Raw genomic sequence first — 26,062 nt, forward strand, 5'->3', positions numbered from 1 at the left:
ATTATTCACATTCATTTTCCTCTAGCTGGTCACGCATCACTTTCACACGCTGAAAGAAAAAGAACGATAAACTTAAAAATATAACGATGCTCCCCATCATAACAAAAAATTGGATTGTCTCTTTTGCTCCATTCGGAATCAACAAGCCAACCATTAACAATGTACTTACAGCGAGAAGAATTTGTCCGAACCGAGTATAGTCTTCTATTTTTCCTTTTAATTCTTTCATTATATTCTCACTCCTCCATTTCACTGTATCATATTCTATGAAACTGAAAGACCAGTAAATACAGCCATTCTGGGAGATGTTTTCCAATAAAAAAAGAGCGCTTTACTGCGGCTCTTTTGTAATCATTATTCACCTTTATATGCTTCCATATAAATTTCTTTCAGTTCTGAAATAAGCGGCAACTTTGGATTAGCAGTTGTACATTGATCTTCAAAAGCTCTTTCTGCTAATACTCCAACAACCTCTTCAAATTGCTCTTTATCTACTCCTTGTCCTGCAATACTCATATTAATATTTAAGCTTTTTCCAAGCTCAATAATTGCTTTGACGAGTGATTCCACCCCTTCTGCTGCCGAGCTTGCTGGAAGCCCGAGCATTCTCGCTATATGTGCATATCTTTCATCTGCCACAAAGTGCTCATATTTTGGGAACAATGCGTGTTTTCTTGGCTTAATAGCATTATAGCGGACTACATGCGGCATTAGAATGGCATTTGCGCGTCCGTGCGGAATATGGAATTCTGGTCCAATTTTATGTGCTAAGCTGTGATTAATACCGAGGAAAGCATTTGCAAATGCCATACCTGCAATTGCAGAAGCGTTATGCATTTTTTCTCTTGCTTCTTCATCATTTCCATCTTTATATGCTCTCGGTAAATATTTGAATACGAGATCAATAGCTTTTAATGCTAATCCATCTGTATAGTCATTTGCCATAACAGACACATACGCCTCAATTGCATGTGTTAAAACATCCATACCAGTATCTGCTGTTACATGTGGTGGTACTGTCATTACAAATTGCGGATCAACAATTGCTACATCTGGTGTTAATTCATAATCTGCAAGCGGATACTTTATATTATTTTTCTTATCTGTAATAACCGCAAATGGTGTCACTTCTGATCCCGTTCCTGATGTCGTTGGAATCGCAACAAACTGCGCCTTATTTCCTAATTCCGGATATTTACATGTACGTTTTCTTATATCTAAAAACTTCTGTTTAATGCCATAGAATGTCGTTTCTGGATGCTCATAGAATAACCACATTCCTTTTGCTGCATCCATAGCTGAACCACCACCAAGTGCGATAATTACATCTGGCTTAAAGCTTCTCATCATTTCCGCACCTTTAAAAACAGTTTCATCTGATGGATCTGGTTCGACCTCAAAGAAAACTTCAACTTTCACATCATTTGCATGCTTGTTTAAATAGTGCGCGACTGTATCGACATAGCCATGTTCAACCATTCCAGGGTCCGTTACAATAAATGCACGTGAAATGTTAGGTATATTTGCTAAATAAGCTGTAGCATGTTTTTCAAAATAAATTTTTGGTGGCAATTTGAACCACTGCATATTCTTTTTTCTATTTGCCAGCCTTTTTATATTTAATAAATGAGTGGCTGTTACATTTTGGGAAACTGAATTCTTTCCGTATGAACCACAACCAAGTGTAAGTGATGGAATAAATCCATTATATATATCACCTATTCCACCTTGTGATGAAGGTGCATTTACAATGAGACGGCAAGCTTTCATACGTAATCCAAATTGCTTTTGCACATCTTTATTTGTAGAATGGATAACTGCTGAATGTCCTAAACCACCGAGGTTCAACATTTCTTCGCAATATGTAAATCCTTCTTCTAATGAATTCGCCTTCACACAAGCTAATACTGGACTCAGTTTCTCACGAGATAACGGATATGCTGCTCCGATACCTTGAATTTCAGCTACAAGCATTTTTGTATGTTCAGGAACAGTAATCCCAACTAAATCGGCAATATACTGTGCTGATTTCCCTACAATATCACTATTTACTGCACATGTATTTTCATTTATAACAAGCTTTTCTAATTTTTTTCTTTCTTCTTCTGTTACAAAGTAACAATTGTTTTCAATCATTTCTGTTTTAACATCATCATAGATTTCTTTATCGACAATGATTGCTTGTTCCGATGCACAAATCATACCGTTATCAAATGTTTTCGATAAAATTAAATCATTAACAGCTCGTTTTACATGTGCTGATTTTTCTATATAACACGGTACATTACCAGGCCCAACGCCTAACGCTGGTTTTCCAGTAGAGTAAGCTGATTTCACCATACCAGCGCCTCCAGTTGCTAGAACGAGTGCTACACCATCATGGTTCATTAATTGTTTCGTCGCTTCAACAGACGGTCTTTCAATCCATTGAATACAGTGTTTTGGTGCACCAGCTTTCATCGCTGCATCATATACTGTTTTCGCCGCTGCCACAGAACATTTTTGTGCGGAAGGATGAAACGCGAAAATAATTGGATTTCTTGTTTTTATCGCAATTAACGCTTTAAACATTGTTGTCGACGTTGGATTCGTTACTGGCGTTACCCCAGCTACTACACCGACAGGTTCCGCGATTTCTATTATTTCTTCATGAGAATCTTCGTGAATAATTCCTACCGTTTTATCTTGCTTTATACTATGCCAAATATATTCAGTGGCAAAAATATTTTTAATGCATTTGTCTTCATATACACCACGGCCAGTTTCTTCAACTGCTAATTTTGCTAGCGGCATATGTTGATCAACACCTGCTAATGCCATTTCATGAACAATGTTGTCAATTTCCTCTTGTGTAAAACTTTCTAATGCTTGTAAAGCTTGTTGACCATTATTTACTAGTGTATCAATCATCTTTTTTACTTCCTGCATTTCATTTACAACTTTCTCTTTGACTACCATGTAAATTTCCTCCTATTCTACTATCACGGTCCTTATATGTCCCTATAGGTCAAAATAAGTCCCAATTAACATAAAAAAATAGAGATGCTTTCCTACATGAATTTCATTGTTTGTGAAATGTTTCACAAGTTTGTTCGTGAGTAACATTTCCTGAATTCAATATACATGAAATCATTTCGTTTGTGTATGTCTATTTTGTGAAATGTTTCACAAAATAATGTAATAAAAAAACGCACTGCTCTATATTAGCAGTGCGTTTTTTTATTATGCTAGCGCTTGTGCTAAATCTTCAATTAAATCTTCACCATCTTCAATACCGACAGAAATACGAATTAATGTATCTGTAATTCCTAATTCTTTGCGGCGATCAGCTGGGATTGATGCATGTGTCATTTGAGATGGAATAGAAATTAAACTTTCTACTGCTCCTAAACTTTCAGCCAGTGTAAAATACTGCAATTTCTCAAGTACTTTATTTAATGTCTCTTCACTATCTACATCAAATGAGATAATAGCACCAAAACCATTTGCTTGTTCTGTTGCTAATTCGTGGTTTTGATGTGATTCAAGACCTGGGTAATATACTTTATTTACTTTTGGATGATTATTTAAGAACTCAGCAATAGCGCGTGAATTCGTTTCATGTTCTTCCATACGAATTCCTAATGTTTTTAAACCACGAAGTAGTAAGAAGCTATCTTGCGGCCCAAGAATACCTCCTGTTGAGTTTTGTACAAAGTGAAGATCTTCTGCTAGTTGTGGGCTATTTACAACTACTAGACCTGCAACTACGTCACTATGACCTCCTAAATATTTCGTTGCACTATGAAGCACAATATCTGCTCCTAAAGAAATCGGCGACTGCCAATATGGCGTCATGAATGTGTTATCAATAATTGTTAATAAGTCTTTCTCTTTAGCAAGAGTAGATATTTTCTTAATATCAGTAATTTTTAGTAGTGGGTTCGTTGGTGTTTCCACATAAATTGCTTTCGTATTTGGACGAATCGCTTCTTTAACTTCCTCTAAGTTTGTTGTATCTACAAATGTATGCTCAATACCGAAACGGTTTAATACTTTCGTAATAACGCGGTATGTTCCGCCATAAACATCATCTGTTAAAATAACGTGGTCACCTTTTGAGAACAACATAATTGTCGCTGTAATAGCAGCCATTCCTGAACCAAATGCAAATCCAGCATGCCCATTTTCTAATACAGCAATCATTTCTTCTAAAGCTGCACGTGTTGGGTTACCTGTACGTGAATATTCATATCCTTGATGCTTACCAACTGCTTCTTGTTTGTACGTACTTGTTTGATAAATCGGTACGTTTACAGATCCAGTTGAAGGTTCTCCTATGCGAATACCATGAATTAACTTTGTCTTTGCTCTCATTTTTTATTCCCATCCTTTGTATATGTCTTTACTTAAATAGCGCTCACTGCTATCAGGAAAAATGGTTACAATATTTGTACCTGGTGCTGCCTTCTCTGCCTCAAGTAAGCTCGCATGAAATGCTGCTCCTGAAGAGCTCCCAACGAGAAGTCCTTCTTTTTGCGCTAATTCTTTCACTCGTAAAAATGCATTTCGATCAGAAATCGTATGAATTTCATCAAAATAAGATGTCTTCAAAAATGGCGGGATAAATTCCAGTCCAATTCCTTCGGTCTCATGTGAACCAGCCTTACCACCATTTAAAATAGATCCTTCTGGCTCTACGATAACTGTTTTAATACCTATATTTTTTTCTTTCAAATAAGATGCAGTCCCCATAAATGTACCGCCAGTTCCTGCTCCAGCAACAAATATGTTAATCTCTCCATTCAATGCGTCCCACAGTTCAGGTCCTAATGTTTTAAAATATGCACGAGGATTTGCCTCATTTGCGAACTGACTTGGAGAGTATGAATTCGGTATTTCATTTACTAACTCTTTTGCTTTAGCAATTGCACCGGTCATTCCTTGCTCAGTCGGTGTATGCACGACCGTTGCACCTAGTGCTTTCATTAATTCTTGTTTTTCAATACTAAATTTCTCTGGTACACAAACAATAACACGTAAATCATGCTCTAATGCTGCAAGTGCCAGTCCAATACCAGTATTCCCAGCAGTCGGTTCAATAATTGTTCCACCCTGGGTAACAAGCCCTTTTTCTAGCGCATCTTCGATTAATTCTCTTCCTAAACGATCCTTAACGCTTCCGCCTGGGTTATAAAATTCAAGCTTTGCAAATAAACGGACCCCTTTCGGAAGTGAAAAACGAGTAATTTCTACAATTGGTGTATGACCAATTAACTCATGAACTCCACGATATACATTCATCGTGTTCTCCCCCTTGTTTGCCAATAAAGAAAAGGCAACTGTATGTATTTTCTTTATATGAGACAGTTGCCTTTTTGTTACATTACTTTAACTCTTCTAACACTTTTACGATAAAGTTTGTAGAATGAAGAGCTGCTTGATCTAAAAACTGATCAAATGAAACATTTGATTCTTTACCAGCAATATCAGAAAGTGCGCGAATGATAACAAACGGAATTTCATATTGGTGGCATACTTGTGCAACAGCTGCTGCTTCCATTTCTACCGCATAAAGATTTTCAAATTTATCACGAATTGCTGCAACACGGTTCGGATCACTCATAAATGAATCACCTGTTGCAATCATACCTTTTACAACTTGAATATTTTCTTCAGCCTGCATACATTTCTCAGCTAATGCAACTAACGCCTCATCAGCTTTAAATCCAGGCGGCATTCCTGGTACTTGACCATATTCATAGTTAAATGCTGTTACATCTACGTCATGGTGACGAACTTCAGTGGAAATAACTACATCACCAACGTTTAGAGAATGATGGAATCCACCAGCTGAGCCAGTATTAATTACTTTTTCAGGCTTATATTTTTCTAATAAAATTGTCGTTGACATCGCTGCGTTTACTTTACCAATACCAGACTTTAACAAGATTACTTCATGCCCTGCTAATAGCCCTTTCGTAAATTCACAACCTGCAACCGTTTCTGTCTCTGCTTGTTCTAATTTGTCACGTAAAATACGTACTTCTTCTTCCATTGCTCCAATTACAGCAATTCTCAATCTAATCCCTCTTTCTATTGCTTAGTTGCCTCCATTACCCAAACGAAATGATTTAATCTCGTGAACGTTACATGGAAGCCATTGTTTTCAAAAATAGTCTGCATAACTGGAATACGTGTATAGTATTCCGTTTGCAGATCGTTTGCTAACTGGTGGAAACCTCTTTCTTTTGCTGTTTCAACAGTTTTATCATATGCATCTTGATCTGCAAATATCGTATCAGCAAACACTATTTTACCACCTTTGTTTAGCAATTGACTATACTTCGCAATCGCTACATTTTTTTCATCATCTGTTAAATGATGAAATGCATAGGTGCTTACAATGGTATCAATTGAATTTGGAACTTCAAACGAAAGAAAATCACCCTCTGTAATTGAAAATTCTTTTGGCAATTTCTCTTTTGCAATCATGCGCATTTCACGCGACGGTTCTATACCGTAAACTGTGCGGCCAGCAAGTAATAATTTATTTGTTAAATTACCTGTACCGACACCAAATTCTAATACATTACCAAATGACTTGTTAACTACATCCTCTAGAATGTCCTCATAATGGGCGAAAACTTCTTTATATTGTATATCTTCGCCTTGTACAAATGAGTCGTACGTATGAGCCCACTCATCAAATAAACCATTAAATTCTGTACCCATAAAAATTCCCCTTTTTCTTATCGGTTTTATCAGTATGATATTCCCTCTTTCTAAAAATGTCAATTGAAATGTACATGGTATTTCCTTCTTTTCTTTGTTACACTATAGTTGATTACATAGGAGAGGGGCCGTCTTCATGTCATTTACCTTTGAAATGTTAGAAGATAAAGTAGAGTTTTTTGAAGCGGGAGACTTAGCTTCTTTAGAACGAAAAATTAGTGAACAAATTGATAATAATAAAGCACTTATGCTTGAAGTTCATCACATCTCTCATCAAATGGTCATGGATCCTGAAAGCAAAAGACCTTATTATAGCGCGGTTGTTCATTTTAAATTAAAGAAATTGCGTTAACAAAAAAGAGAAGCTCCTAAGGAGCTTCTCTTTTTTAGTTTAGAGTTTGAACAAGTACTGGTTTCCAGCCCTCATTGTCTACCCAATCAATATTTACGTAATATCTTTTGCCACTTTGCTTATCTTGAACATCACCATAAGCTTTGCTCTTTCCAGTTTTGTCTCTTCCAACAAAATGGAATACTAATTGCTCTTTCGGTATCTCAACACCTGCAGCAATTGCACTTTGCATCTCATTCCAATCTGATGATCCTTGTTTAAACGTCATCGCCGGTGATGAACCTTGTTCTGTTCCTACAGCTTTCCAAGAAGGTTTTGTGTAAGCCTCTTTTGCCTTAGATACAGTTTTTTCAGCTGATACTTTCTCGTTAGCTTTCGCTTCTTCTTCAGCTTTTTTCTGTTCTTCTTCAGCCTTTAGCTTCTCTTCTTCAGCTTTTTTCTTAGCTTCTGCTTGCTCTTGTTCTTTTTCTTTTTTCTTAGCAGATTCTTTATCTTCTGATTTTCCAGCTTTCTCATTCTTTGTTGTTTGTTGAGAGACTTTCTTATCAGTAGAAGATGCTTGCTCTTTCGTACTAGGAACGAACAATTGATATGCTACAATAGCTACTAATAGTAATACAATAGCGATTGCAATATTTAAAACACCGTTTTGACGACGTTTTTGTTGTTTCTGTTGGAATCTTGATCCTCCTGCCATTCTCCAAACCTCCATGCAGTTTTTCCTAATTGCTATTGTAACATTAAATCTAGAAAGGTTGAACATTTACAATGATATTTTCATGAAATGAAGACATTTCACTATAAATTGCAAGATTACTTTTCATTCTCCAATTGATAGATTGCTCCCACCATATCTTTAAAAATAGGTGTAACTTTATTCACTTTGCTATCAGTCTCTAGATCAACAACAACTAAAGCATATCTTGGATTCTCATACGGAAAATAACCTGCAAACCAGCGATTCACCCTCGTCCCTTTCCCCGTTTGCGCTGTCCCGGATTTTCCAGCGACACTTAGTGGCAACGAACGGAATGCCGTTCCTGTTCCTTTCTCCCTTGTTACAACGCCTCTTAATAACTCTTGTAATGTTTTCACTGTTTCATACGAAAGCTGTTTTCCATTTAACGTATGGCTCTCAAATGTAAAAAAATCCGCTCCATTTTTATATACTATTTTTTCAACAGCTTTCACTTCCATCTTTTCTCCATTCCTCGCAATCGTCGCCATCATATTGGCAATTGCTAGAGGTGATATACGTACATCTTTCTGTCCAATCGCTGTTTGTTCTACCGCTTTTTTATTACTTTTATTTTCTTCATTTCCCCAAATAGTAGTGCCTTTCTCTTCTGACATTTGCTCAAAATGAGGTGTATGAAATACAGAACCTTTCCATCCAACCTTTTCATTTGCTCCTAGAGCTGCTACGTATGTTTCTAACACCGTCCTATCCTTTTGTAATAGCTCGTTACCTAACTCGGAAAATGTCCTGTTACAGCTCCTAGCAAAGCTCTCTTTAAAGTTAAGCGTACCCATCCTAACTTGCGGGTCGTTTTCACCATATAAATCTTTATTACAGTTAAATGTCCGATTAAACAAATTTACTTTTTGATCAATGACTGCAGCTGCAACTACTGTTTTAAAAACAGAGCCTGGAAAATGTGGCGTTAACATTTGATTTTCAAGTGTAGTTTTATATAAATTCTCATCCCTTACTTGTAAAGACGGCTTACTAACCATCGCTAATATTTCATTTGTCTTTACATCAAGTAATACTAATCCCCCCTTCTTTATTTCGTTTGCTTCAATCACTTCTTCTGCTTTTTGCTGCAACTCTTTATGTAAAGTAGTTTGAACCCTAACTGGATAAAACGGATTTCCTGGTGAAGTGTATTTCGCTTGCTTTCCGAAAATTGGTTCTCCTTGCCGATCTACTTGATATAATACTTTTGCCTCTCCATCAGTCAATAGAAATTCATCAAATGATTGCTGTAATCCTGAAATACCTATCGGCGTTTGTTTTGAAATTTTTTTCAATTCTCCATATCGCTTTTGAAACTCCCTTTCGTTCTCCCCTACATCACCAATTAAATGACTGATTTCTCCAGTTTGTTTTAATCGCACTTCAGCTGCTACAATACCTAATACATGTAATTCATTTACCTTCTCCATCTGCTCTCGCGTCACTCGAAATGGAGCAGTTTCTCCTTGTAGGGTAAATGCATTTTTGTTATTTTTCATTTGTCTTCTAATCTCTTGTCTCGACACACCAATGATATGCGCGATTTTCTCTAACATGTCATTTTTTATTTGTAAAAATGGAAAAATAATTAAAACAGGATATTTTTCCTCACCTATTTCTTTACCATTACGATCTATAAACTGCCCACGTCCATCGTCTACTGTAATGGATTGTGTACGTTGCGTAACACTTTTTTCAATTAAATTTATTTTGCGATCAGTAAATGATTCTGTATCTATAATTTGAATTTGGATTAAACGACAAAGCAATACAAACATAACGCTCATAAAACAAATTAAAACAATTGTAATTCTCCGTTTTATTTTCATAAAAAAACACCTCGTCTATTGTAGTTTAGACGAGGTACTATTTTATTTATACAAGCTCCAAAACAAAAATAGATATTATATAAAGCTATTATTGTTTTTTTGGCTTCTCTAAAAATTTCGTAAGAAGCGATTTAAATTCAGTTTCATTCACTCCAGTGTTTTTAGCAACTTCAATTACAGTAGTTGTTACATTAGCCGCTACTTTTAAATAGTCCTTACTGAAATTATCCATTTCATTTCTTTTTTCTTTGGCATTCTCAACTGTTACAGAATCAATACAAGTAATCATCTTATCTACAATATGTAAATAATTATTTTGTGCATCTATTATTTTTTGAATATCATCTTTATTACTTACTTTCGATTGTTTTAAATATGTATATGCTTGATTCACTTCATCTTTTAAAATTTTATCATTATTCTTCGCCTGTTCTTGTAACATATTCTTCATATCATCTATTGTTTTTTGATCCATCGAATCTCGCAATAAATAATCTGGATTCCCAATTGCGTAATCATACTTAATCGTTACATCTTGAAATATTTTCATGACAATTGCTAATTGATACGCTACATCAAAATCATTAAATTCCTTTTTATCTTGTGGATTTTCTAAGGCTTTTGAACTCTCAGTTGCTTTAATATCCTTTTTTTCTTCTTGCTTTACTTTTTCTCCCTTTGATGATGTAGTTTCTTCATTCGTTCCGCATGCAGCAAGTCCTAATATGGAGATACTACAAACCAATCCTGTAAAGATTTTATGTTTCATAATTAGCCCCTTTTCCCTTTTAAAACCTATGGTCTCTAATTATGATATCAAAGCTTAAAGTGTTTTTTTGACATTTTTTGTCGAATCACTCTAAGGTTTACACAATTTTTTTCATTCTACAGAAAAAAAAGATTCTCCCGATAGGAGAATCTTTTTTTTATTTTACAGAGACAATCTCTACTTGCATTTCTCCACCTGGTGTTTGGATTGTTACTTTCTCACCAATTTGCTTACCTAATAAGCTTTTTGCGATTGGAGAATCGTTAGAAATTCTTCCTTCGAATGGATCAGCTTCCGCGCTACCTACGATTGTGTACGCTTCTTCATCTCCGTTTGGTAATTCTTTAAATGTTACTGTTTTACCTAATGTAACAACAGTTGATACTTCGCCAGTATCTTTAATGATAACTGCGTTACGAATCATATTTTCTAATTGTGTAATACGTCCTTCTACGAACGCTTGCTCATCTTTCGCTGCATCGTACTCAGAGTTCTCAGAAAGGTCCCCGAAGCTACGTGCGATTTTAATACGTTCTACTACTTCTTTACGTCTTACTGTTTTTAATTGCTCAAGTTCGTTCTCTAGTTTTTGCTTACCCTCTTGCGTCATAGGGTATGTTTTTTCTGTTGACATATTTTCCACTCCTTTTATATACCAATCCCCTGAAAAAAAGAGGAGTTCCATATGAAAACTCCTCCGCTTCCATTGTTAGCGGAGGTTTCTAGTACCCTTGCACTAGCGGAGTTGTCACATACAACCCCGTATTTCCAATTCTTCTTTATATAAAGAAGATATGTATGGAAAGTTGATATAAATATGCCCTCACCTATATATAGATGAGGTTGCATGTTTCATTGTATTCGATAAGAAGGGAAAAAATCCCTTCCTACCGTATATCTTTTACTATGCTATTACAAATTTACTTTTTGTTCAAGAATTGTTGCAATTTTTGTCACCATAATATCAATTGCAACGTGGTTTTGTCCACCTTCAGGGATAATAATATCCGCAAATTTCTTAGAAGGCTCAATAAATTGATTGTGCATTGGACGTACAACATTTACGTACTGATCAATAACTGAATCCATCGTACGACCGCGCTCTTTAATATCACGCTGCATGCGGCGCAGAATACGAAGGTCAGCATCCGTATCAACGAATAATTTAATGTCCATTAACTCGCAAAGACGTGGGTCTTCTAAAATAAGAATTCCTTCTAAAATAATTACATCTTTCGGCTCAACTGGAATAATTTCTTCTGAACGCGTATGCAATGTATAGTCATATACAGGCTTATCAATTTGCTCATATGCAAGCAACTGCTGCAAATGTTCAATTAACAGATCATTATCAAACGCAAGCGGATGATCATAATTTGTTTTTAAACGCTCTTCCATTGGTAAATGGCTTTGATCTTTGTAATAATAATCTTGCTCTAAGATTAAAATAGAATGACCTTTAAAATGGTCAAAAATCGCTTTCGTTACACTCGTTTTACCTGATCCCGAACCACCAGCAATTCCAATTACAACAGGCTTATTCGTCCCCATTCGACTATCACTCTTTCTTATTGAAGTATGCTTTTGCGCATCATATTATTCACATACACTCGTTGATCCACTTTGAATTTCACGATTTGCAACGGATGTCTCGCTGCATCTAATTCGTTTCCATCCTCATCCCAAATTTTCTCCACCGTTTGCGTAAAGTTTTCTATTTCTGGTCCAAAGAACTCCACTTCATGTCCTGGTTTGAAATGATTACGTTGCTCAATCGTTACGATGCCCGTTTCTTCATTATAATCTAACACTAAACCAGCAAAATCATACGTTGTTTTCTTACTATGATTTCCAAACATTTGCTCTTGATGTCCTGGAACCCCTTCAAAGAATGCAGGAGCTGTATCACGATTTGCACATTTATCAAGCTCATCTAACCATTCTTGTTTAAACTCAAAGTTATCTGGATCCGCACAATAAGCATCAATTACTTTACGATATACAGTTGCTACAGTCGCTACGTAATGGATTGATTTCATACGTCCTTCTACCTTTAAGCTATCGATTCCGATTTCAATCATTTTCGGAATGGATAAAATTAAATTTAAATCTTTTGGACTCATCGCAAAGTGAGCATCTCCTTCTTGGAATAGAGGAAGCTCTTTTGCATCTTTATGTTGTGATACTGTTTGAACTAAATCATAATCCCAGCGGCAAGATTGGCAACAACCACCACGATTAGAATCACGCGCTGTCATATGGTTACTTAATGTGCATCTTCCTGAATATGCGATACACATTGCACCATGTACGAATGCTTCAATTTCAATATCCACTTTTTCTTTAATTTCTTTCATTTCTTCATAGCTTGCTTCACGAGCTAATACAAGACGATGTAAACCTTCTTCTTTCCAATACTGTGCTGCTTTCCAGTTGGATAGTGATTGCTGTGTGCTTAAATGCACCTCAACAGAAGGCGCTACGCGTTTACAAGTCTCAATGATAAGCGGATCAGCAACGATAATTCCCGTTACGCCAGCTTTTTCAATCCCTTTTAAATATTCCTCTAGCCCGTCCATATTTTCATTATGCGCAAAGATATTTGTTGTTACGTATATTTTTGCTCCATACTTCTTTGCAAACTCAACGCCTTCTGCCATTTCTTCTAGCGTAAAGTTACCTGCATTCGAACGAAGACCAAATTCTTGTCCACCTAAATATACAGCATCTGCCCCGTAATGGATAGCTACTTTTAATTTTTCTAAGTTACCCGCAGGGATTAACAGTTCAGGTTTCTTCACAATAACACGTTTGCCATCGATCACTCGTGAAATTTCTTGTACAGTCATTTCCTACACCCTCCTCGTTTAGTAAACCGTTTCTTTAAAGAAGAATCCTGTATCTAACGGACGATTTACTGGTTGCATTTCTTCTATTTCTTTATATAGATCATCTTTCACGTCATAATATGCATCACGATCTTCTACGCATAAATCAATCGCTTGACGATATTTCTTCGTTACTTCAATAATGTATTCAGAGCTTTTTAGTACACCGTCGATTTTTAAGCTATCAACTTCAGCTTCGATTAGTTCCTCTAATTCATCGATGAAACAAATATCGTTGGGACTCATAATGTGAGTACCATTTTCATCTTCATAAATTGGATATTTATTGTTACGCTCTGGGTCATATAAGAACATATTCTCTTCATATTTTTTCTTTTCAATGTCAAGATTACGTCCTTGATACTCAAAGTAGTTTCCTACTAATGAACGCTTCGATTGGAACATACAAGTCATACCGTGAATTTGTACTTCTAGTTCCACTTCAGCATTTTCTTTTAAATCAACAATTTCATCTAAGCTCAGCTCACGAGCTAATACAGCGCGCTTCGCTCCTCTTTGTCCCCAGTAGTTACAAGTGAACCAGTTTGTTGCTGTCGTTTCTGTATTCCAGTGCAACTGCATATTTGGTGCTACTTCGCGAACAGCCATTAATACCGCTGGATCTCCGAAAACAATTGCATCTACATTTACTTCGTTTAAAAATGAAACGTAATCTGTTAATTCTTCTACTTTATCGTTGTGGAACATAGCGTTCATGGCTACGTATACTTTCACACCATTTTCATGTGCAATCTTCACAGCTTGTTTTACATCTTCACGTGAAAACTCTCCTGCTAAACGTAAACCAAACTTTTGCTCACCGATCATTACCGCATCTGCTCCTGCTTTCGCAAGTTGTTCGATATCCGCCACCGCTCTTGGCGTTACTAACAATTCAGGTTTCTTCATACCTTGGTCACCCTCTCTTTTTACTAACAGCTACTCCATCACCAATTGGGAAAATCGTTGTATCATATCCTTCATGGTTCATAAGCCACTCATTGTACGTCTTAATACGACGGATTAAACCACGTGTACGTCTGTTTTCAATTTTCTCTTTTGTCGTTACAAGACCGTGGTACATAACATTATCTGAAATAATTACGCCACCAGGATTTAATAACGGTTCATATAAGTCAAAAAAACGACGATACTGTCCTTTTGCTGCATCAATAAAAATAACGTCAAATGTCCCGTGTTCTTTTACTTGTTCACCTGTCTCTAACGCATCACCGTAAATAACTGAAATACGATCTGTTACTGGGGAACGTTCTATATATTCAAGTGCTTTTTCATATCGCTCACGATTGCGCTCAACTGTCACAATACGTGAATTTGGAATAGCTTGCATCATACGAATACTAGAATAACCGATTGCTGTTCCAAGTTCTAAAATGCTTTTCGGTCCAATTAAACGTAAAAATTGCAGCATAAATTCCATCCCAAGTCGATCCATAATCGGCACATGATTTTCTGTTGCATATTCTTCCATTTCAAGAATTAATTTATCTTTCGGATCAATAAATGATAATAGGTACTCGTTAACTGCATCCTCCATAAATGGTCCTCCTTATTTACATGGAGAAGTGCCTCTATGACGTCTTTTCACACATAGAATGCAATAAAAATACAAGCCAGCTTTATCCTTAGCTTGTACGTCCCGTTTTGATATTAAAAACGATTCTTCTGCCAGTTTTTAACCCGATATATTTTACCACAAAAAAGAGGGATGTGCGACTTTTTTCGCTATCCCTCCCCATTTCACTGTTTTTTCGTAATGTATTTTTGCTTTAATGCATTATGCTCTTCTAATGTTTTCGCATAGTACACTTCACCACTTGGTGCAGCTAAGAAATAATAATAATCTGTTTGCGCAGGTTCTAACGCAGCTTCTACTGAATGTTTACCAGAGTTTGCGATTGGCCCTACCGGCAATCCTTTTACAACATACGTATTGTACGGTGAGTTGACCTTTAAATCTTCGTATAATACACGTTGTTTATGCTTTCCAAGTGCATATAATACCGTTGGATCCGTTTGAAGCGGCATACCTTTTGCTAAACGATTATAAAAGACACTAGAGATCTTTTGACGATCTGTAAAACCAGTTGCCTCTTCTTCAATAAGTGAAGATAATGTTAAAAGCTGATGAACATCCCAATTCTTCGCTTTCATTTTCGCCTCATTTTGAACAATGATTGCATTTGTTTTCTCAAGCATTGGAATTACAATTTCTTCTAACGTTGTATCTTTCTTATAAAACGAATACGTTGCAGGATATAAATAACCTTCTAATGGGTATTTAATATTACTATCAAAGATTTTATCCGTTAATAACTTCGGATACTTTTGCTGCATTTTTTGAATAAATGCTTTATCGTTTAATTGACGCGTAACATCATCTTTATTCCACTTTAGTTCTGTCGCAATCGTTTCTGCAATTTCAGTTACTTGCGCCCCTTCTTTAATCGTCACTTTATAAAGAGCTGGACGATGCACGTTGCCAGCTGACATTTGTTCGATCACATCTTCAGCATTCATTGAAGGATTTAATAAATATGTACCTGCTTGTAAACTTTTCGATTTAGCCTTTGTATAAAAACTAAAAACTGTACCGTTTTTTACAGCGCCTTTTTCTTCTAAAATTTCTCCAATTTTACTTGTAGATGATCCTTTCGGAATTTCTACTTCAATCTCTTTTTTATTCCCGCTATCAACTGGTCCTAATGCGGATGAAATATACGCATAGACTGAACCACAAACTAAAAGCAGTGCAATAATCGAAAATAAAAAGATGCGTCTACGCTTCTTTTTCACTTGATTCTCTATCAAAACATTTCCTCCTTACTTAATTGTAGACCGTATGTACACCTTTCTATACAGCACGATGTAAAAACGCAACAAATTCACTTATCTTTTTTAATTGACACTTTATTTTTCTACAATCCGTCTCATTATACTACAAAGACTTACACAGTTTCGACAAAAAATCTTTCATTTTACATATAAATACAAAAAAAGATGGACTGTATGTCGTCCATCTTTTCAGTACTTATTATTCAGCTTCTTGCTCATCAGCAATAGTGTTAAACGTTTCTTGTACCATTTCCCACTCTTCTTCTGATTCGATTGGAAGTAAAACTCCGCCCTCTTCTTCATTTTGCTCATAAGCCATTGCATCATAAATTGGGTCTCCATCTTCATCTACTTCACCGATTGGAGAGAAGATTACGTATGATTTTTTACCAAATTTGTCAGCATCAAAAGTGAAAATAATTTCACATAAATGTTCGTTACCTTTTTCGTCTACAATTGTAATTTGACGTTCTTCCATTTTGGTCACCTCTTATTTTCTATCTAAAAATCCTTGTAAGATTACGACTGCAGCCATCTTGTCGATTACTTGTTTTCGCTTCTTACGACTTACATCAGCTGAAATGAGTAGACGTTCCGCTGCCATTGTTGACAAACGCTCGTCCCACATTACAACGTCTAATTGTAACAGCTCTCGTAGGTTTTCTGCAAATTGTTGGCACGCTTCGCCACGTGGGCCAATTGTACCATTCATATTTTTAGGTAAACCTACTACTATTTTGTCCACATTGTACTGCTTTACTAACTCAGAAATACGATCAAAACCAAAGTGACCTCGTTCTTCGTTAATCTTAATTGTTTCTAATCCTTGTGCTGTCCAGCCCATTTCGTCGCTAATTGCAACTCCGACTGTTTTTGTACCTACATCTAAACCTAATATCCGCATAAACTACTCCTCACGATGATGTTTCAAGTAAGACTTCACAAGCTCTTCAATTAACTCATCACGTTCAAGCTTGCGAATGATGCTACGTGCATCTTTATGGCGAGGTATGTATGCTGGGTCTCCACTTAATAAATAACCGACGATTTGGTTAATCGGATTATAGCCTTTTTCTTGAAGTGCATCATACACAGTTAAAAGTACATCATTTACATGGACACTCTGTTTTTCATCTTGAATGCTAAACTTCATTGTTTTATCAAAACCGTCCATTTCAAGCACCTCACTTATATAGTAAGTATAGGGAGAAGAACTTCTCCTCTCCCTACCATTGTACACTACTATCTCTTTATTTTGAAACAGATTTAACGTACTCTTGTACAAATGCTAAAGCTTCTTCGACTTGAGCTGGGTTTTTACCGCCTGCTTGTGCCATATCAGGACGGCCGCCACCGCCACCGCCGCAACGAGAAGCTACTTCTTTCACAAGTTTACCAGCATGGTAACCTTGGCTAATTAAGTCTTTCGTTACACCTGCTAGGATGTTTACTTTATCGTCATTAACAGACGCTAATACAACAACTGCTGACTCTAATTTATTTTTCAGATCATCCATCATCGTACGTAAGTTATTCATATCTGCAACATTTACTTTCACTGCTAATACATTCACACCATCAACTGTCATTACAGAATCAGTTAAGTTTCCAGCTTCGATATTGCTTAATTTCGCAGCAAGAGATTCATTTTCTTTTTGCAGTTGTTTCACTTCAGCAAATAGACCATCAACTCTTGTTAAAATATCTTTCGGATTTGTTTTCATTTTTCCTGCTGCTTCTTTTAATAAACCTACTTGATCGTTCATTAATTCGTATGCAGACTTACCAGTTACTGCTTCAATACGACGAGTTCCTGCACCGATACCAGACTCAGCAACGATTTTGAAAATACCGATAGAAGCTGTGTTATCAACGTGACAACCGCCGCAAAGCTCTAAGCTGTAATCGCCAACTTGTACAACGCGTACAACATCACCGTATTTTTCACCGAATAATGCCATTGCACCCATTTCTTTCGCTTCTTCGATTGCTTTTTGAGAAATCTCAACATCAATACTTTCCCAAATTTTCTCGTTTACCATACGCTCAATTTTTTCTAATTCGTCAGCTTGTACTTGACCGAAGTGAGAGAAGTCAAAGCGTAGACGTTCAGAAGTTACAAGAGAACCTGCTTGGTTAACGTGTGTTCCAAGTACGTCTTTTAATGCTTGATGTAGTAAATGAGTTGCTGTGTGATTTTTTACAACGCTACTACGATTTTTCGTATCGATAATAGCTTTTACAGCCGCATCTTTCGTTAATGTTCCTTCTTCAACAACAACTTTATGCAAGTTTTGGCCGTTTGGTGCTTTTTGTACGTCTTTTACAAGAACTTTCACGCCATCAGCAAGAAGGTAACCACGGTCTGCAATTTGTCCACCGCTCTCAGCATAGAATGGTGTTACATCAAGAATTAACTGTCCTTCTTCACCAGCTTGTAAGCTGTCTGTGTATTCGCCATTTTTCACAAGTGCAACAACGTTACTTTCTGTTGCAACTGTACCGTAACCAACGAATTCGCTCGCTACTTTAATTTCTCCAAGGACACCACCTTGAACTTGCATAGAATCAACGTCTTGACGAGCAGCACGTGCACGCTCACGTTGTTTTTCCATTTCATTTTCAAAGCCTTCATGATCAACTGTCATGCCAGCTTCTTCTGCATATTCTTCTGTTAATTCAATTGGGAAACCGTATGTGTCATATAGACGGAACGCATCTACTCCAGAAATAACAGTTGTTTTTTCTTCTTTTGCTTTTGCAATTACTTCAGCTAAAATCGCTTCACCATCATGAAGTGTTTCATGGAAACGCTCTTCTTCGTTCTTCACAACTTTCGCAATGAAATCTTTCTTTTCAAGTACTTCTGGATAGAAGTCTTTCATTACTTCTCCAACAACCGGTACTAATTCAAACATAAATGGACGATTGATGTTTAATTTCTTCGAATAACGAACAGCGCGGCGTAATAAACGACGTAATACATAACCACGGCCTTCGTTAGATGGAAGAGCACCGTCACCAACAGCGAATGTTACTGTACGGATATGGTCAGCAATTACTTTGAATGCCATATCTTTTTCTAAATCGCCATTACGATATTTTTCACCAGAAATTGTTTCTGTTGCACCAATCATCGGCATGAATAGGTCTGTATCGAAGTTTGTAGGCACATCTTGAACGATAGATGTCATACGCTCTAGACCCATCCCTGTATCGATGTTTTTCTTAGGAAGTGGTGTATATGAACCGTCTGGATTATGGTTAAATTGAGAGAATACAAGGTTCCATACTTCTAAGTAACGCTCGTTTTCTCCGCCTGGATATAATTCTGGGTCACTAAAGTCATTACCGTAAGCTTCTCCACGGTCATAGAAAATCTCTGTATTCGGTCCACTTGGTCCTTCACCGATATCCCAGAAGTTTTCTTCTAAGCGAATAATACGCTCTTTTGGAACGCCCATTTTCTCATTCCAAATTGTGAATGCTTCTTCATCTTCTGGATGGATTGTAACTGATAGTAATTCTTTATCGAATCCGATCCATTTGTCGCTCGTTAAGAATTCCCAAGCCCATGTAATTGCTTCTTCTTTGAAGTAATCACCAATTGAGAAATTTCCTAACATTTCAAAGAATGTATGGTGACGAGCTGTTTTCCCTACGTTTTCAATATCGTTTGTACGAATTGATTTTTGAGCATTTGTAATACGTGGATTTTGTGGGATTACACGTCCATCAAAATATTTTTTTAATGTAGCTACACCACTATTAATCCATAGAAGAGATGGATCTTCATGCGGAACTAGTGATGCACTAGGTTCTACTGCATGTCCTTTTTCTTGGAAAAAGTCTAAAAACATTTGACGAATTTGTGCGCCTGTTAGTTGTTTCATTGTATTTTCCTCCTTAAATATAAAAAACTCCCGTCCCTATAAAAGGGACGAGAGTTAACTCGCGATACCACCCTAATTATGAATTGATTACAATAACAATCAATTCATCACCTCATGGTGCCGTAACGTGGCAAGACGGCAGTGATTAGCTGCTCTCAGGATTAGCTTTCTGTTACCCTTCATCTAAAGCTTCTTTCAGCCATATGGAAGCTTCTCTCTAGAAATGGACTGTAACGTACTTGTTCCGTCATTGATTTAATGTATTATATGACTAAATATAATAGAATTCTCTTAAGTTTGTCAATGTAGATAATCATTTATATTGTATTAATTGCTTATTTATCATAGGTATTCTACTATTCATTCTTAACAGCCTTTTCATATAGTATGCATTTATTAACAAATCGGAATCTCCTTATAAGAATGATTTATAAAAATTTCTAAATATTACTTTTTTCGCTATAATTAAATTATTGTTAATAAAATAAAGGAGCGATCACAATGACAACCTTACTTAGCAAAGCTAAAAACATATTAGCGACTGACGAAACGATATTATTTTACGCAGCATGTTCATTAGACATATTTATTTATCGTTCCGTCGCAAGGCCAGGATTGCTAATTTTAACGAACAAAAGACTATTCTTTTATGGGCCAGATGTAAGTAAGAGTCCAATATTTGAAGAGTACTCTTTCGCAAAAATTTCTAATCTAAAAGAACAAAAGCGTCTTTTCAACAATCAAATTATATTTATGTATGATAACGAATGGAAAAAAATAAAACATATTCAAACAAATGATGTGAGCTCCCTCGTTCAAAAGATACACGAGCAGCTTTCTAAATAAATATATGATTAGCCCTCTATTTCTTACATAGAGGGCTTCTATACTTACACATCTTCTTTTTTCAAGAGCGGTCTCACATGAACAATGACAGTGCGAATAACTGCTAAAATCGGAACAGATATTAGTAACCCTACAATCCCAGCTACCTCTCCCCCAACTAGTAAGGCAAGCATAATAATAACGGGATGCATACGAAGTGACTTACCAACGATGTAAGGCGATAAAATGTTACTCTCCACAAATTGCAAAATCGCAATCGTGATCCCCGCCTTAATAAGTAAACTCGTTGATACTGTTGCTGCAATCATTAACGTCGGGATCGCTCCTAAAATAGGACCGAAGTATGGGATTATATCCGTTACCCCAATAATAATGCCAAGCAATAATGGATATTTCATACCGATAAACCAAAAAGAAAGAGCTGATACTCCCCCTAATACTAAACAAACAAATAACTGTCCTCGAATATAGCTTCCAAGTGACTTATCAATTTCTTTCGCAAGCATTTGCCCCGTACCTCGCCATTTACTTGGGACTAGTTTCCAAAAGATATGATAAAACTCACCATAATCTTTTAATATGTAAAATACAATGAACGGTATTAAGAAAATAATGAGCAATGAATCGAGTACACCACGAGCTGTACTCATCACTTTATTTAAAAGCGCTTGAATCTTCGTTTCCACACCCACAAAAAGTTGCTTCACCTTTTCATGAATGAACGAAGGGAAATTCGCTGTTTGTTCTGTAACGCCATCCATCCACGAATCGTACATCTTTGTAAACTGGGGAAATTGTTCATTAATCTCTTGTAACTGTTTAATAACGACTGGTGTTCCTTTATAAATCCCATAACCAATTCCGCCAAAGAAAAGGATATAAATGAGCAAAATGGCAAGTGTACGAGGCATCCCTTCCTTATGAATTTTTTCAATTAAAGGGTGCAATAAATACGCAATAAAACACGCGATAAGAAACGGCGTGATTGCTACTTTAAATACAAAAATAATCGGTGCCCATAGCGGCTTAATTTTTAAAAAGACGAGCAGACAAAGAAAAACAAGTAACAATAATCCTAAACGATATATCCAAATGATTTTAAGATTCTTCACATGAAAAACCTCCTCCACCTTTATTTTGAAAATAAATGGGGTAGGTTATGTGCGAAACTTTTAAAATCTTTTCATACGGACCATACTGTTTTTTAAAGACGTACATATAAATAACATAACAAGGACAACCACCCCTGAGAATACAGCATGAATTAATATAATCAGGAGGGCTAATTATGGTTTTATTTATGCTTGGATTATCAGCACTTTTTATGATTCTTGAATGGATTTGTATCGGGTTCGGTATTTGGAAGGGGTTCTTTATTCATTCCTCACGTAAAGAAAAAGCGAAGCAATTATGGCAGTATGGAATACTTGGCGTTGGCTGCTACGGTCTATCTTATCTTTTCTCAGAGATCGGACTTTTTTATTTGCATATGGGTGCATAAAAAAACTCCCTTGTCTACAAGGGAGTTTTTCACTTTATCGAAATGATTATAAGTAAGACTTAATCATCTTACGTGCTTTTTTCATATTGCGTTTTGAAAATACATCTTGCTTACGAGCATATTGATATGCTGCAGCTCCAACACCTAATGCGATTAATGAATTGCGTAGATTCAAAGTAAATCCCCCTTTTCGTTATCCGATCGTTCTTTCATTCTCATCAAATAAATCATCAAGAGAGCTTAGTGAACCATCTTCCTCAACTTGATGCGTATGGATTTTCCCCTTTGAAACCGATAATTCGATATAACAATTCCAGCAATAAAATTGGTTGACACCTATTTTTCCAATGTCTTTCCCTTTGCAATTTGGACAAATAAACATATGGCTTTCATCTCCTTACAGTCTCCCAGATTCTATTCGCCATTATGTCCAAACTGCATTCATTTATACATTTTACTGGAGCCTTTCAACGCTATGCGTTTGAAAGTTTCACTATATAATTTCACCTTGTTACATGAAATCATACGGTGAAATGTTTTCCACGTCCATTTCCTCGCCATTAACTGTGACCATCTGTACTTCTCCTTGTGATTCTTGCAAGCGACTAGCTAAGGTTGTTTGACGCATTGCATCATCAAGGCGATTTACACCAGATTGGAAAGCTGCTTCCTCTCCGCAAATAATAAGGAACTTCTTACTTCTTGTAATGCCCGTGTAAATTAAATTACGACGTAACATACGGTTGTAACTTTTCACGATTGGCATAATAACAATCGGAAATTCACTACCTTGTGATTTATGAATGGAACAACAATATGCATGCGTAATTTGATTTAAATCGGGCTTCGTATACGTTACCTCAATTCCATCAAATGAAACGATAATCATATCTTGTTGCTCAACGTTTTCTTTCGCATAAAACACCGAAACAATTTCCCCAATATCACCATTAAACACTTGGCTCTCCGGCTGATTCACGAGTTGCAGTACTTTATCGCCTCTTCGGTACACAACATCACCGTAAGCAATTTCTTTACTCTTTTCCCTCTTCGGATTAAATACTTGTTGCAGCGCTTCGTTTAATACATTAATACCAGCAGGCCCGCGGTACATCGGTGCTAATACTTGTACATCTCTTGCGCTAAAGCCTTTTGTTTTAGCATTTTCACAAACTTTTTTCACAACCTCAACAATTTGAGCTCCTGTACAGCCGATAAATGAACGATCTTTTTGATTTTGTGCTAAATCTGGTGGTAGAGTTCCATTTTTTATCGCATGGGCAAGTTGAATCACTGATGAGCCTTCCGCTTGACGATAAATTTCAGTAAGCTTCACTGTCGGAACTGCGCCTGCATTTAATAAATCTTTTAATACTTGTCCAGGTCCTACAGATGGCAACTGATCTTCATCACCTACAACGATAACTTGAATGTTCGTCGGCAACGACTTAAATAGCTGATTTGCAAGCCAAATATCAACCATTGAAAATTCATCGATAATAAGGAGCTTACCTTGGACAGGATCCGTTTCATTACGCTGGAAAGATCCTTCTGGCGTCCAACCAAGTAAACGGTGAATTGTGCAAGCTGGAAGTCCTGTCGATTCACTCATCCGCTTCGCCGCTCTTCCTGTTGGAGCTGTTAATAGTATTGGAAATGGATTATCATCACTGTATTCATTCGGATTTAACGATAATCCGTGTAGTGATGCATACATTTCAACAATCCCTTTAATAACTGTTGTTTTCCCTGTTCCTGGTCCACCTGTCAATAACATCATCGGTTTATGAAGTGCCGTTTGAATTGCTTCTTGCTGAAACGGTGCATATTGTACGTTCAGTTGTTCTTCAATTTCACCTAACGTTTTTAACACTTCTGCTTCTGGAAATGAAGGTGTTTCTTCTTGATTCATAAGCCTGCGAATAGACTTTACAACACCTTTCTCAGAGTAGAATAACGTTGCTAAATACACTCGTTCTTCTTCTATGATGACTTTCCCTTCACTTTGCATCGTTTCAATACAACCTATAATATCTTCCTCAGTCACTCTTCCTTCTTGATTGTTTAAAAGTGACATCGTTTCTCTTACAAGTTGATCTTTCCTCATATAAACGTGACCAAGTTGTAATGAGACATTCTCTAATGTGTAAAAACATCCTGCGCGTACACGGTCGTCATGATTACCCGATATCCCTAACGCACGCCCTATATCATCCGCTCTTCCAAAACCAATCCCGTCCACTTCTTCGATAAGTTGATACGGATTATTACGAATCACTTCTAATGTCATCTCTTTATATTGCTGGTAAATCTTAATAGAAAGTTTCGTTCCAAAACCGTAGCCATTTAAAAAGCTCATTACTTTCTCTAGCCCTTGATGTTCAACAATTGTCTCATATATTTCCTGAGCCTTTTGTTTATTAACAACACCATTTAATGCCTCAGGGTCATCCATAATTTTAGAAATAGCATGTTCTCCGAGATGGTCCACAATTTTTTCAGCTGTACGCTTTCCTATCCCTTTAAATAAATCACTCGCTAAATATTGCACCATACCTGCTTTTGTTTGCGGCAATTCTTTTTTAAATGTTTCAACCATATATTGTTTTCCATACTTTGGATGGTCCTTAAAATGACCTGTCAATGTAAACACTTCATCTTCATGCATGCGGGGAAAATGACCGTTTATCATTACTTTCTTTTCGTCATACGTTTCATTCGTTTCAATGACTTTCATACTGACAACGGAATAGAGGTTTTCTTCGTTGTGGAAAATGGTATGAAGAACTTGCGCTTTTATAAACTTTTTCTCTTCCTCAAACAAATCCATTGCATGTTGATTTCCCATTTTTCCTCTCCTTTCCGGTATTTTCACTTTAATGAGCAGTACATCCCCCACCTTTTTAGATGAGGGATAACTACCCATTAAACTATATTTTTATCTTATTCAGCTTCTTGCTCTAATAAACGAACGCCATTACCCGCTAAAAAGTGATCTGGCTGAATTTCAGTTGCTTTCTTAAATAAAGCGAGAGCCTTCGCATTATTTTCCTCAAATACGTACGCAACACCTAAATTGTAATACGCATCTGCATGCTCCTCATCCATTTCTAATACCTTTTCAAAATAAGGTTTCGCCTCTTGAACGTGTTCTAATCGCGCGAAGCAAAGTCCGCACTGGAATACAGCTTCTACATCGTTTTCATCTAATTCTGTTGCTCTTTGTAAGAATGGTAGTGCAAGACGATCATTTCCAAGCTGTACATGTGTGATACCTAACATAAATGTTACATCAGCTGATTGTAATCCAGCTTGCATTGCTTGTTCAAATACAGCTTTCGCTTCAGTAAATTGCTCTTGGCCATAATATACATTTCCTAAACCATAATAGGCTGCTGCAGATTTATCATCTAACTCTAGTGCACGTTTATAAAATAAAATCGCTCGCTCGCTATCACCTAATACGTCTAATAAATTTGCAAAATTAATGTACCCAAGCGCATCTTTCGGATTTTCTTCGATTGCTTCTGTAAAATTTTTAGCTGCTTCTTCCCAGTTTCCTTCTTGCATATATTGAATACCTGTTTCAAGTTTGTTTGACATGTCCTTCACCTCTACAACAAATTATAACAAAGAATGTATTTTCCAAGCGAACGAAAATTCGCTTTATGTAAA

27 protein-coding genes and 1 other annotated feature are annotated in these 26,062 nt (G+C 36.5%); of the genes, 3 read left to right on the forward strand and 24 right to left on the reverse strand.

Annotated elements, in window-relative coordinates:
* Window position 1 precedes the first annotated feature (1 nt).
* The 6 genes from NST90_RS20665 to NST90_RS20690 all read right to left on the reverse strand — a co-directional run bounded on the left by NST90_RS20665 (window position 2) and on the right by NST90_RS20690 (window position 6,714).
* Window positions 2-229, reverse strand: coding sequence for a YrhC family protein (locus tag NST90_RS20665; protein WP_000661263.1), 228 nt, complete (start codon window positions 227-229; stop codon window positions 2-4).
* 125 nt (window positions 230-354) lie between these two features.
* A complete protein-coding gene (gene adhE, locus NST90_RS20670) occupies window positions 355-2,958 on the reverse strand; it encodes a bifunctional acetaldehyde-CoA/alcohol dehydrogenase (protein ID WP_000260507.1) in 2,604 nt (867 codons plus the stop codon).
* A 264-nt stretch (window positions 2,959-3,222) separates the two neighbouring features.
* On the reverse strand, window positions 3,223-4,356 hold the full coding sequence (locus NST90_RS20675; RefSeq protein ID WP_001201917.1) for a bifunctional cystathionine gamma-lyase/homocysteine desulfhydrase: 1,134 nt from the start codon (window positions 4,354-4,356) through the stop codon (window positions 3,223-3,225).
* A gap of 3 nt (window positions 4,357-4,359) precedes the next feature.
* On the reverse strand, window positions 4,360-5,283 hold the full coding sequence (locus NST90_RS20680; protein ID WP_001103878.1) for an O-acetylserine dependent cystathionine beta-synthase: 924 nt from the start codon (window positions 5,281-5,283) through the stop codon (window positions 4,360-4,362).
* 82 nt (window positions 5,284-5,365) lie between these two features.
* Window positions 5,366-6,061: a 5'-methylthioadenosine/S-adenosylhomocysteine nucleosidase gene (gene mtnN, locus NST90_RS20685; protein WP_001217024.1), complete on the reverse strand. Its 696-nt coding sequence runs from the start codon at window positions 6,059-6,061 to the stop codon at window positions 5,366-5,368.
* A gap of 14 nt (window positions 6,062-6,075) precedes the next feature.
* Window positions 6,076-6,714, reverse strand: a complete 639-nt coding sequence (locus NST90_RS20690; RefSeq protein WP_000536320.1) for a class I SAM-dependent methyltransferase — start codon at window positions 6,712-6,714, stop codon at window positions 6,076-6,078.
* Between the two features lie 136 nt (window positions 6,715-6,850).
* Here NST90_RS20690 and NST90_RS20695 point away from each other — a divergent pair, with 136 nt between their 5' ends.
* Window positions 6,851-7,066, forward strand: coding sequence for a YrzA family protein (locus NST90_RS20695; protein WP_000010984.1), 216 nt, complete (start codon window positions 6,851-6,853; stop codon window positions 7,064-7,066).
* A 34-nt stretch (window positions 7,067-7,100) separates the two neighbouring features.
* Here NST90_RS20695 and NST90_RS20700 read toward each other — a convergent pair whose 3' ends face one another.
* The 13 genes from NST90_RS20700 to alaS all read right to left on the reverse strand — a co-directional run bounded on the left by NST90_RS20700 (window position 7,101) and on the right by alaS (window position 20,040).
* Window positions 7,101-7,763, reverse strand: a complete 663-nt coding sequence (locus tag NST90_RS20700) for a YrrS family protein (RefSeq protein ID WP_000897098.1) — start codon at window positions 7,761-7,763, stop codon at window positions 7,101-7,103.
* A gap of 116 nt (window positions 7,764-7,879) precedes the next feature.
* The gene (locus NST90_RS20705) at window positions 7,880-9,634 is read right to left on the reverse strand and encodes a penicillin-binding transpeptidase domain-containing protein (protein ID WP_000695153.1); all 1,755 of its coding nucleotides are present in this window, start codon (window positions 9,632-9,634) and stop codon (window positions 7,880-7,882) included.
* A gap of 88 nt (window positions 9,635-9,722) precedes the next feature.
* Window positions 9,723-10,403, reverse strand: a complete 681-nt coding sequence (locus tag NST90_RS20710; RefSeq protein ID WP_000680877.1) for a hypothetical protein — start codon at window positions 10,401-10,403, stop codon at window positions 9,723-9,725.
* A 157-nt stretch (window positions 10,404-10,560) separates the two neighbouring features.
* Window positions 10,561-11,037: a transcription elongation factor GreA gene (greA, locus tag NST90_RS20715; RefSeq protein ID WP_000102591.1), complete on the reverse strand. Its 477-nt coding sequence runs from the start codon at window positions 11,035-11,037 to the stop codon at window positions 10,561-10,563.
* Window positions 11,038-11,315: 278 nt separating this feature from the next.
* Window positions 11,316-11,954, reverse strand: coding sequence for a uridine kinase (gene udk / locus NST90_RS20720; RefSeq protein ID WP_000537078.1), 639 nt, complete (start codon window positions 11,952-11,954; stop codon window positions 11,316-11,318).
* 17 nt (window positions 11,955-11,971) lie between these two features.
* Window positions 11,972-13,252, reverse strand: a complete 1,281-nt coding sequence (locus NST90_RS20725) for a U32 family peptidase (protein ID WP_000217974.1) — start codon at window positions 13,250-13,252, stop codon at window positions 11,972-11,974.
* Between the two features lie 18 nt (window positions 13,253-13,270).
* The gene (locus NST90_RS20730; protein WP_000742806.1) at window positions 13,271-14,200 is read right to left on the reverse strand and encodes a peptidase U32 family protein; all 930 of its coding nucleotides are present in this window, start codon (window positions 14,198-14,200) and stop codon (window positions 13,271-13,273) included.
* Window positions 14,201-14,207: 7 nt separating this feature from the next.
* Entirely contained in the window at window positions 14,208-14,849 is a 642-nt protein-coding gene (locus tag NST90_RS20735) for an O-methyltransferase (protein WP_000389102.1), read from the reverse strand.
* Window positions 14,850-15,052: 203 nt separating this feature from the next.
* Window positions 15,053-16,123 carry an endolytic transglycosylase MltG gene (gene mltG, locus NST90_RS20740; protein ID WP_000572131.1) on the reverse strand — a complete coding sequence of 357 codons (1,071 nt, stop codon included), beginning with the start codon at window positions 16,121-16,123 and terminating at the stop codon, window positions 15,053-15,055.
* A 223-nt stretch (window positions 16,124-16,346) separates the two neighbouring features.
* Window positions 16,347-16,625: a DUF1292 domain-containing protein gene (locus NST90_RS20745; protein ID WP_000392730.1), complete on the reverse strand. Its 279-nt coding sequence runs from the start codon at window positions 16,623-16,625 to the stop codon at window positions 16,347-16,349.
* 12 nt (window positions 16,626-16,637) lie between these two features.
* Window positions 16,638-17,051, reverse strand: a complete 414-nt coding sequence (gene ruvX, locus NST90_RS20750; protein WP_001221192.1) for a Holliday junction resolvase RuvX — start codon at window positions 17,049-17,051, stop codon at window positions 16,638-16,640.
* Between the two features lie 3 nt (window positions 17,052-17,054).
* Window positions 17,055-17,321 carry an IreB family regulatory phosphoprotein gene (locus NST90_RS20755; protein ID WP_000348590.1) on the reverse strand — a complete coding sequence of 89 codons (267 nt, stop codon included), beginning with the start codon at window positions 17,319-17,321 and terminating at the stop codon, window positions 17,055-17,057.
* A 76-nt stretch (window positions 17,322-17,397) separates the two neighbouring features.
* Window positions 17,398-20,040: an alanine--tRNA ligase gene (gene alaS / locus NST90_RS20760; protein WP_000811827.1), complete on the reverse strand. Its 2,643-nt coding sequence runs from the start codon at window positions 20,038-20,040 to the stop codon at window positions 17,398-17,400.
* A 40-nt stretch (window positions 20,041-20,080) separates the two neighbouring features.
* Window positions 20,081-20,300, reverse strand: a binding site (T-box leader).
* Between the two features lie 241 nt (window positions 20,301-20,541).
* Here alaS and NST90_RS20765 point away from each other — a divergent pair.
* The gene (locus tag NST90_RS20765) at window positions 20,542-20,886 is read left to right on the forward strand and encodes a PH domain-containing protein (RefSeq protein ID WP_000209581.1); all 345 of its coding nucleotides are present in this window, start codon (window positions 20,542-20,544) and stop codon (window positions 20,884-20,886) included.
* 44 nt (window positions 20,887-20,930) lie between these two features.
* Here the strand turns inward: NST90_RS20765 and NST90_RS20770 are convergent, their stop codons facing one another.
* Window positions 20,931-21,998: an AI-2E family transporter gene (locus NST90_RS20770; RefSeq protein WP_000793128.1), complete on the reverse strand. Its 1,068-nt coding sequence runs from the start codon at window positions 21,996-21,998 to the stop codon at window positions 20,931-20,933.
* A gap of 176 nt (window positions 21,999-22,174) precedes the next feature.
* Here NST90_RS20770 and NST90_RS20775 point away from each other — a divergent pair, with 176 nt between their 5' ends.
* On the forward strand, window positions 22,175-22,387 hold the full coding sequence (locus tag NST90_RS20775; protein WP_000242535.1) for a hypothetical protein: 213 nt from the start codon (window positions 22,175-22,177) through the stop codon (window positions 22,385-22,387).
* Between the two features lie 46 nt (window positions 22,388-22,433).
* On the opposite strand, the gene NST90_RS20780 is transcribed toward NST90_RS20775, so the two are convergent.
* From NST90_RS20780 to NST90_RS20795, 4 genes are all read right to left on the reverse strand, one after another.
* Entirely contained in the window at window positions 22,434-22,562 is a 129-nt protein-coding gene (locus NST90_RS20780) for a YrzQ family protein (RefSeq protein ID WP_001053553.1), read from the reverse strand.
* An 18-nt stretch (window positions 22,563-22,580) separates the two neighbouring features.
* Window positions 22,581-22,769, reverse strand: coding sequence for a hypothetical protein (locus NST90_RS20785; RefSeq protein WP_000469281.1), 189 nt, complete (start codon window positions 22,767-22,769; stop codon window positions 22,581-22,583).
* Window positions 22,770-22,898: 129 nt separating this feature from the next.
* Window positions 22,899-25,235: an ATP-dependent RecD-like DNA helicase gene (locus tag NST90_RS20790; protein WP_000528086.1), complete on the reverse strand. Its 2,337-nt coding sequence runs from the start codon at window positions 25,233-25,235 to the stop codon at window positions 22,899-22,901.
* Between the two features lie 95 nt (window positions 25,236-25,330).
* Window positions 25,331-25,990: a tetratricopeptide repeat protein gene (locus tag NST90_RS20795; RefSeq protein ID WP_088867923.1), complete on the reverse strand. Its 660-nt coding sequence runs from the start codon at window positions 25,988-25,990 to the stop codon at window positions 25,331-25,333.
* Window positions 25,991-26,062: the final 72 nt, after the last annotated feature.

This window comes from Bacillus sp. FSL E2-8900 (assembly GCF_037966225.1).
In the GTDB taxonomy this organism is placed as follows: Bacteria; Bacillota; Bacilli; order Bacillales; family Bacillaceae_G; genus Bacillus_A; species Bacillus_A cereus.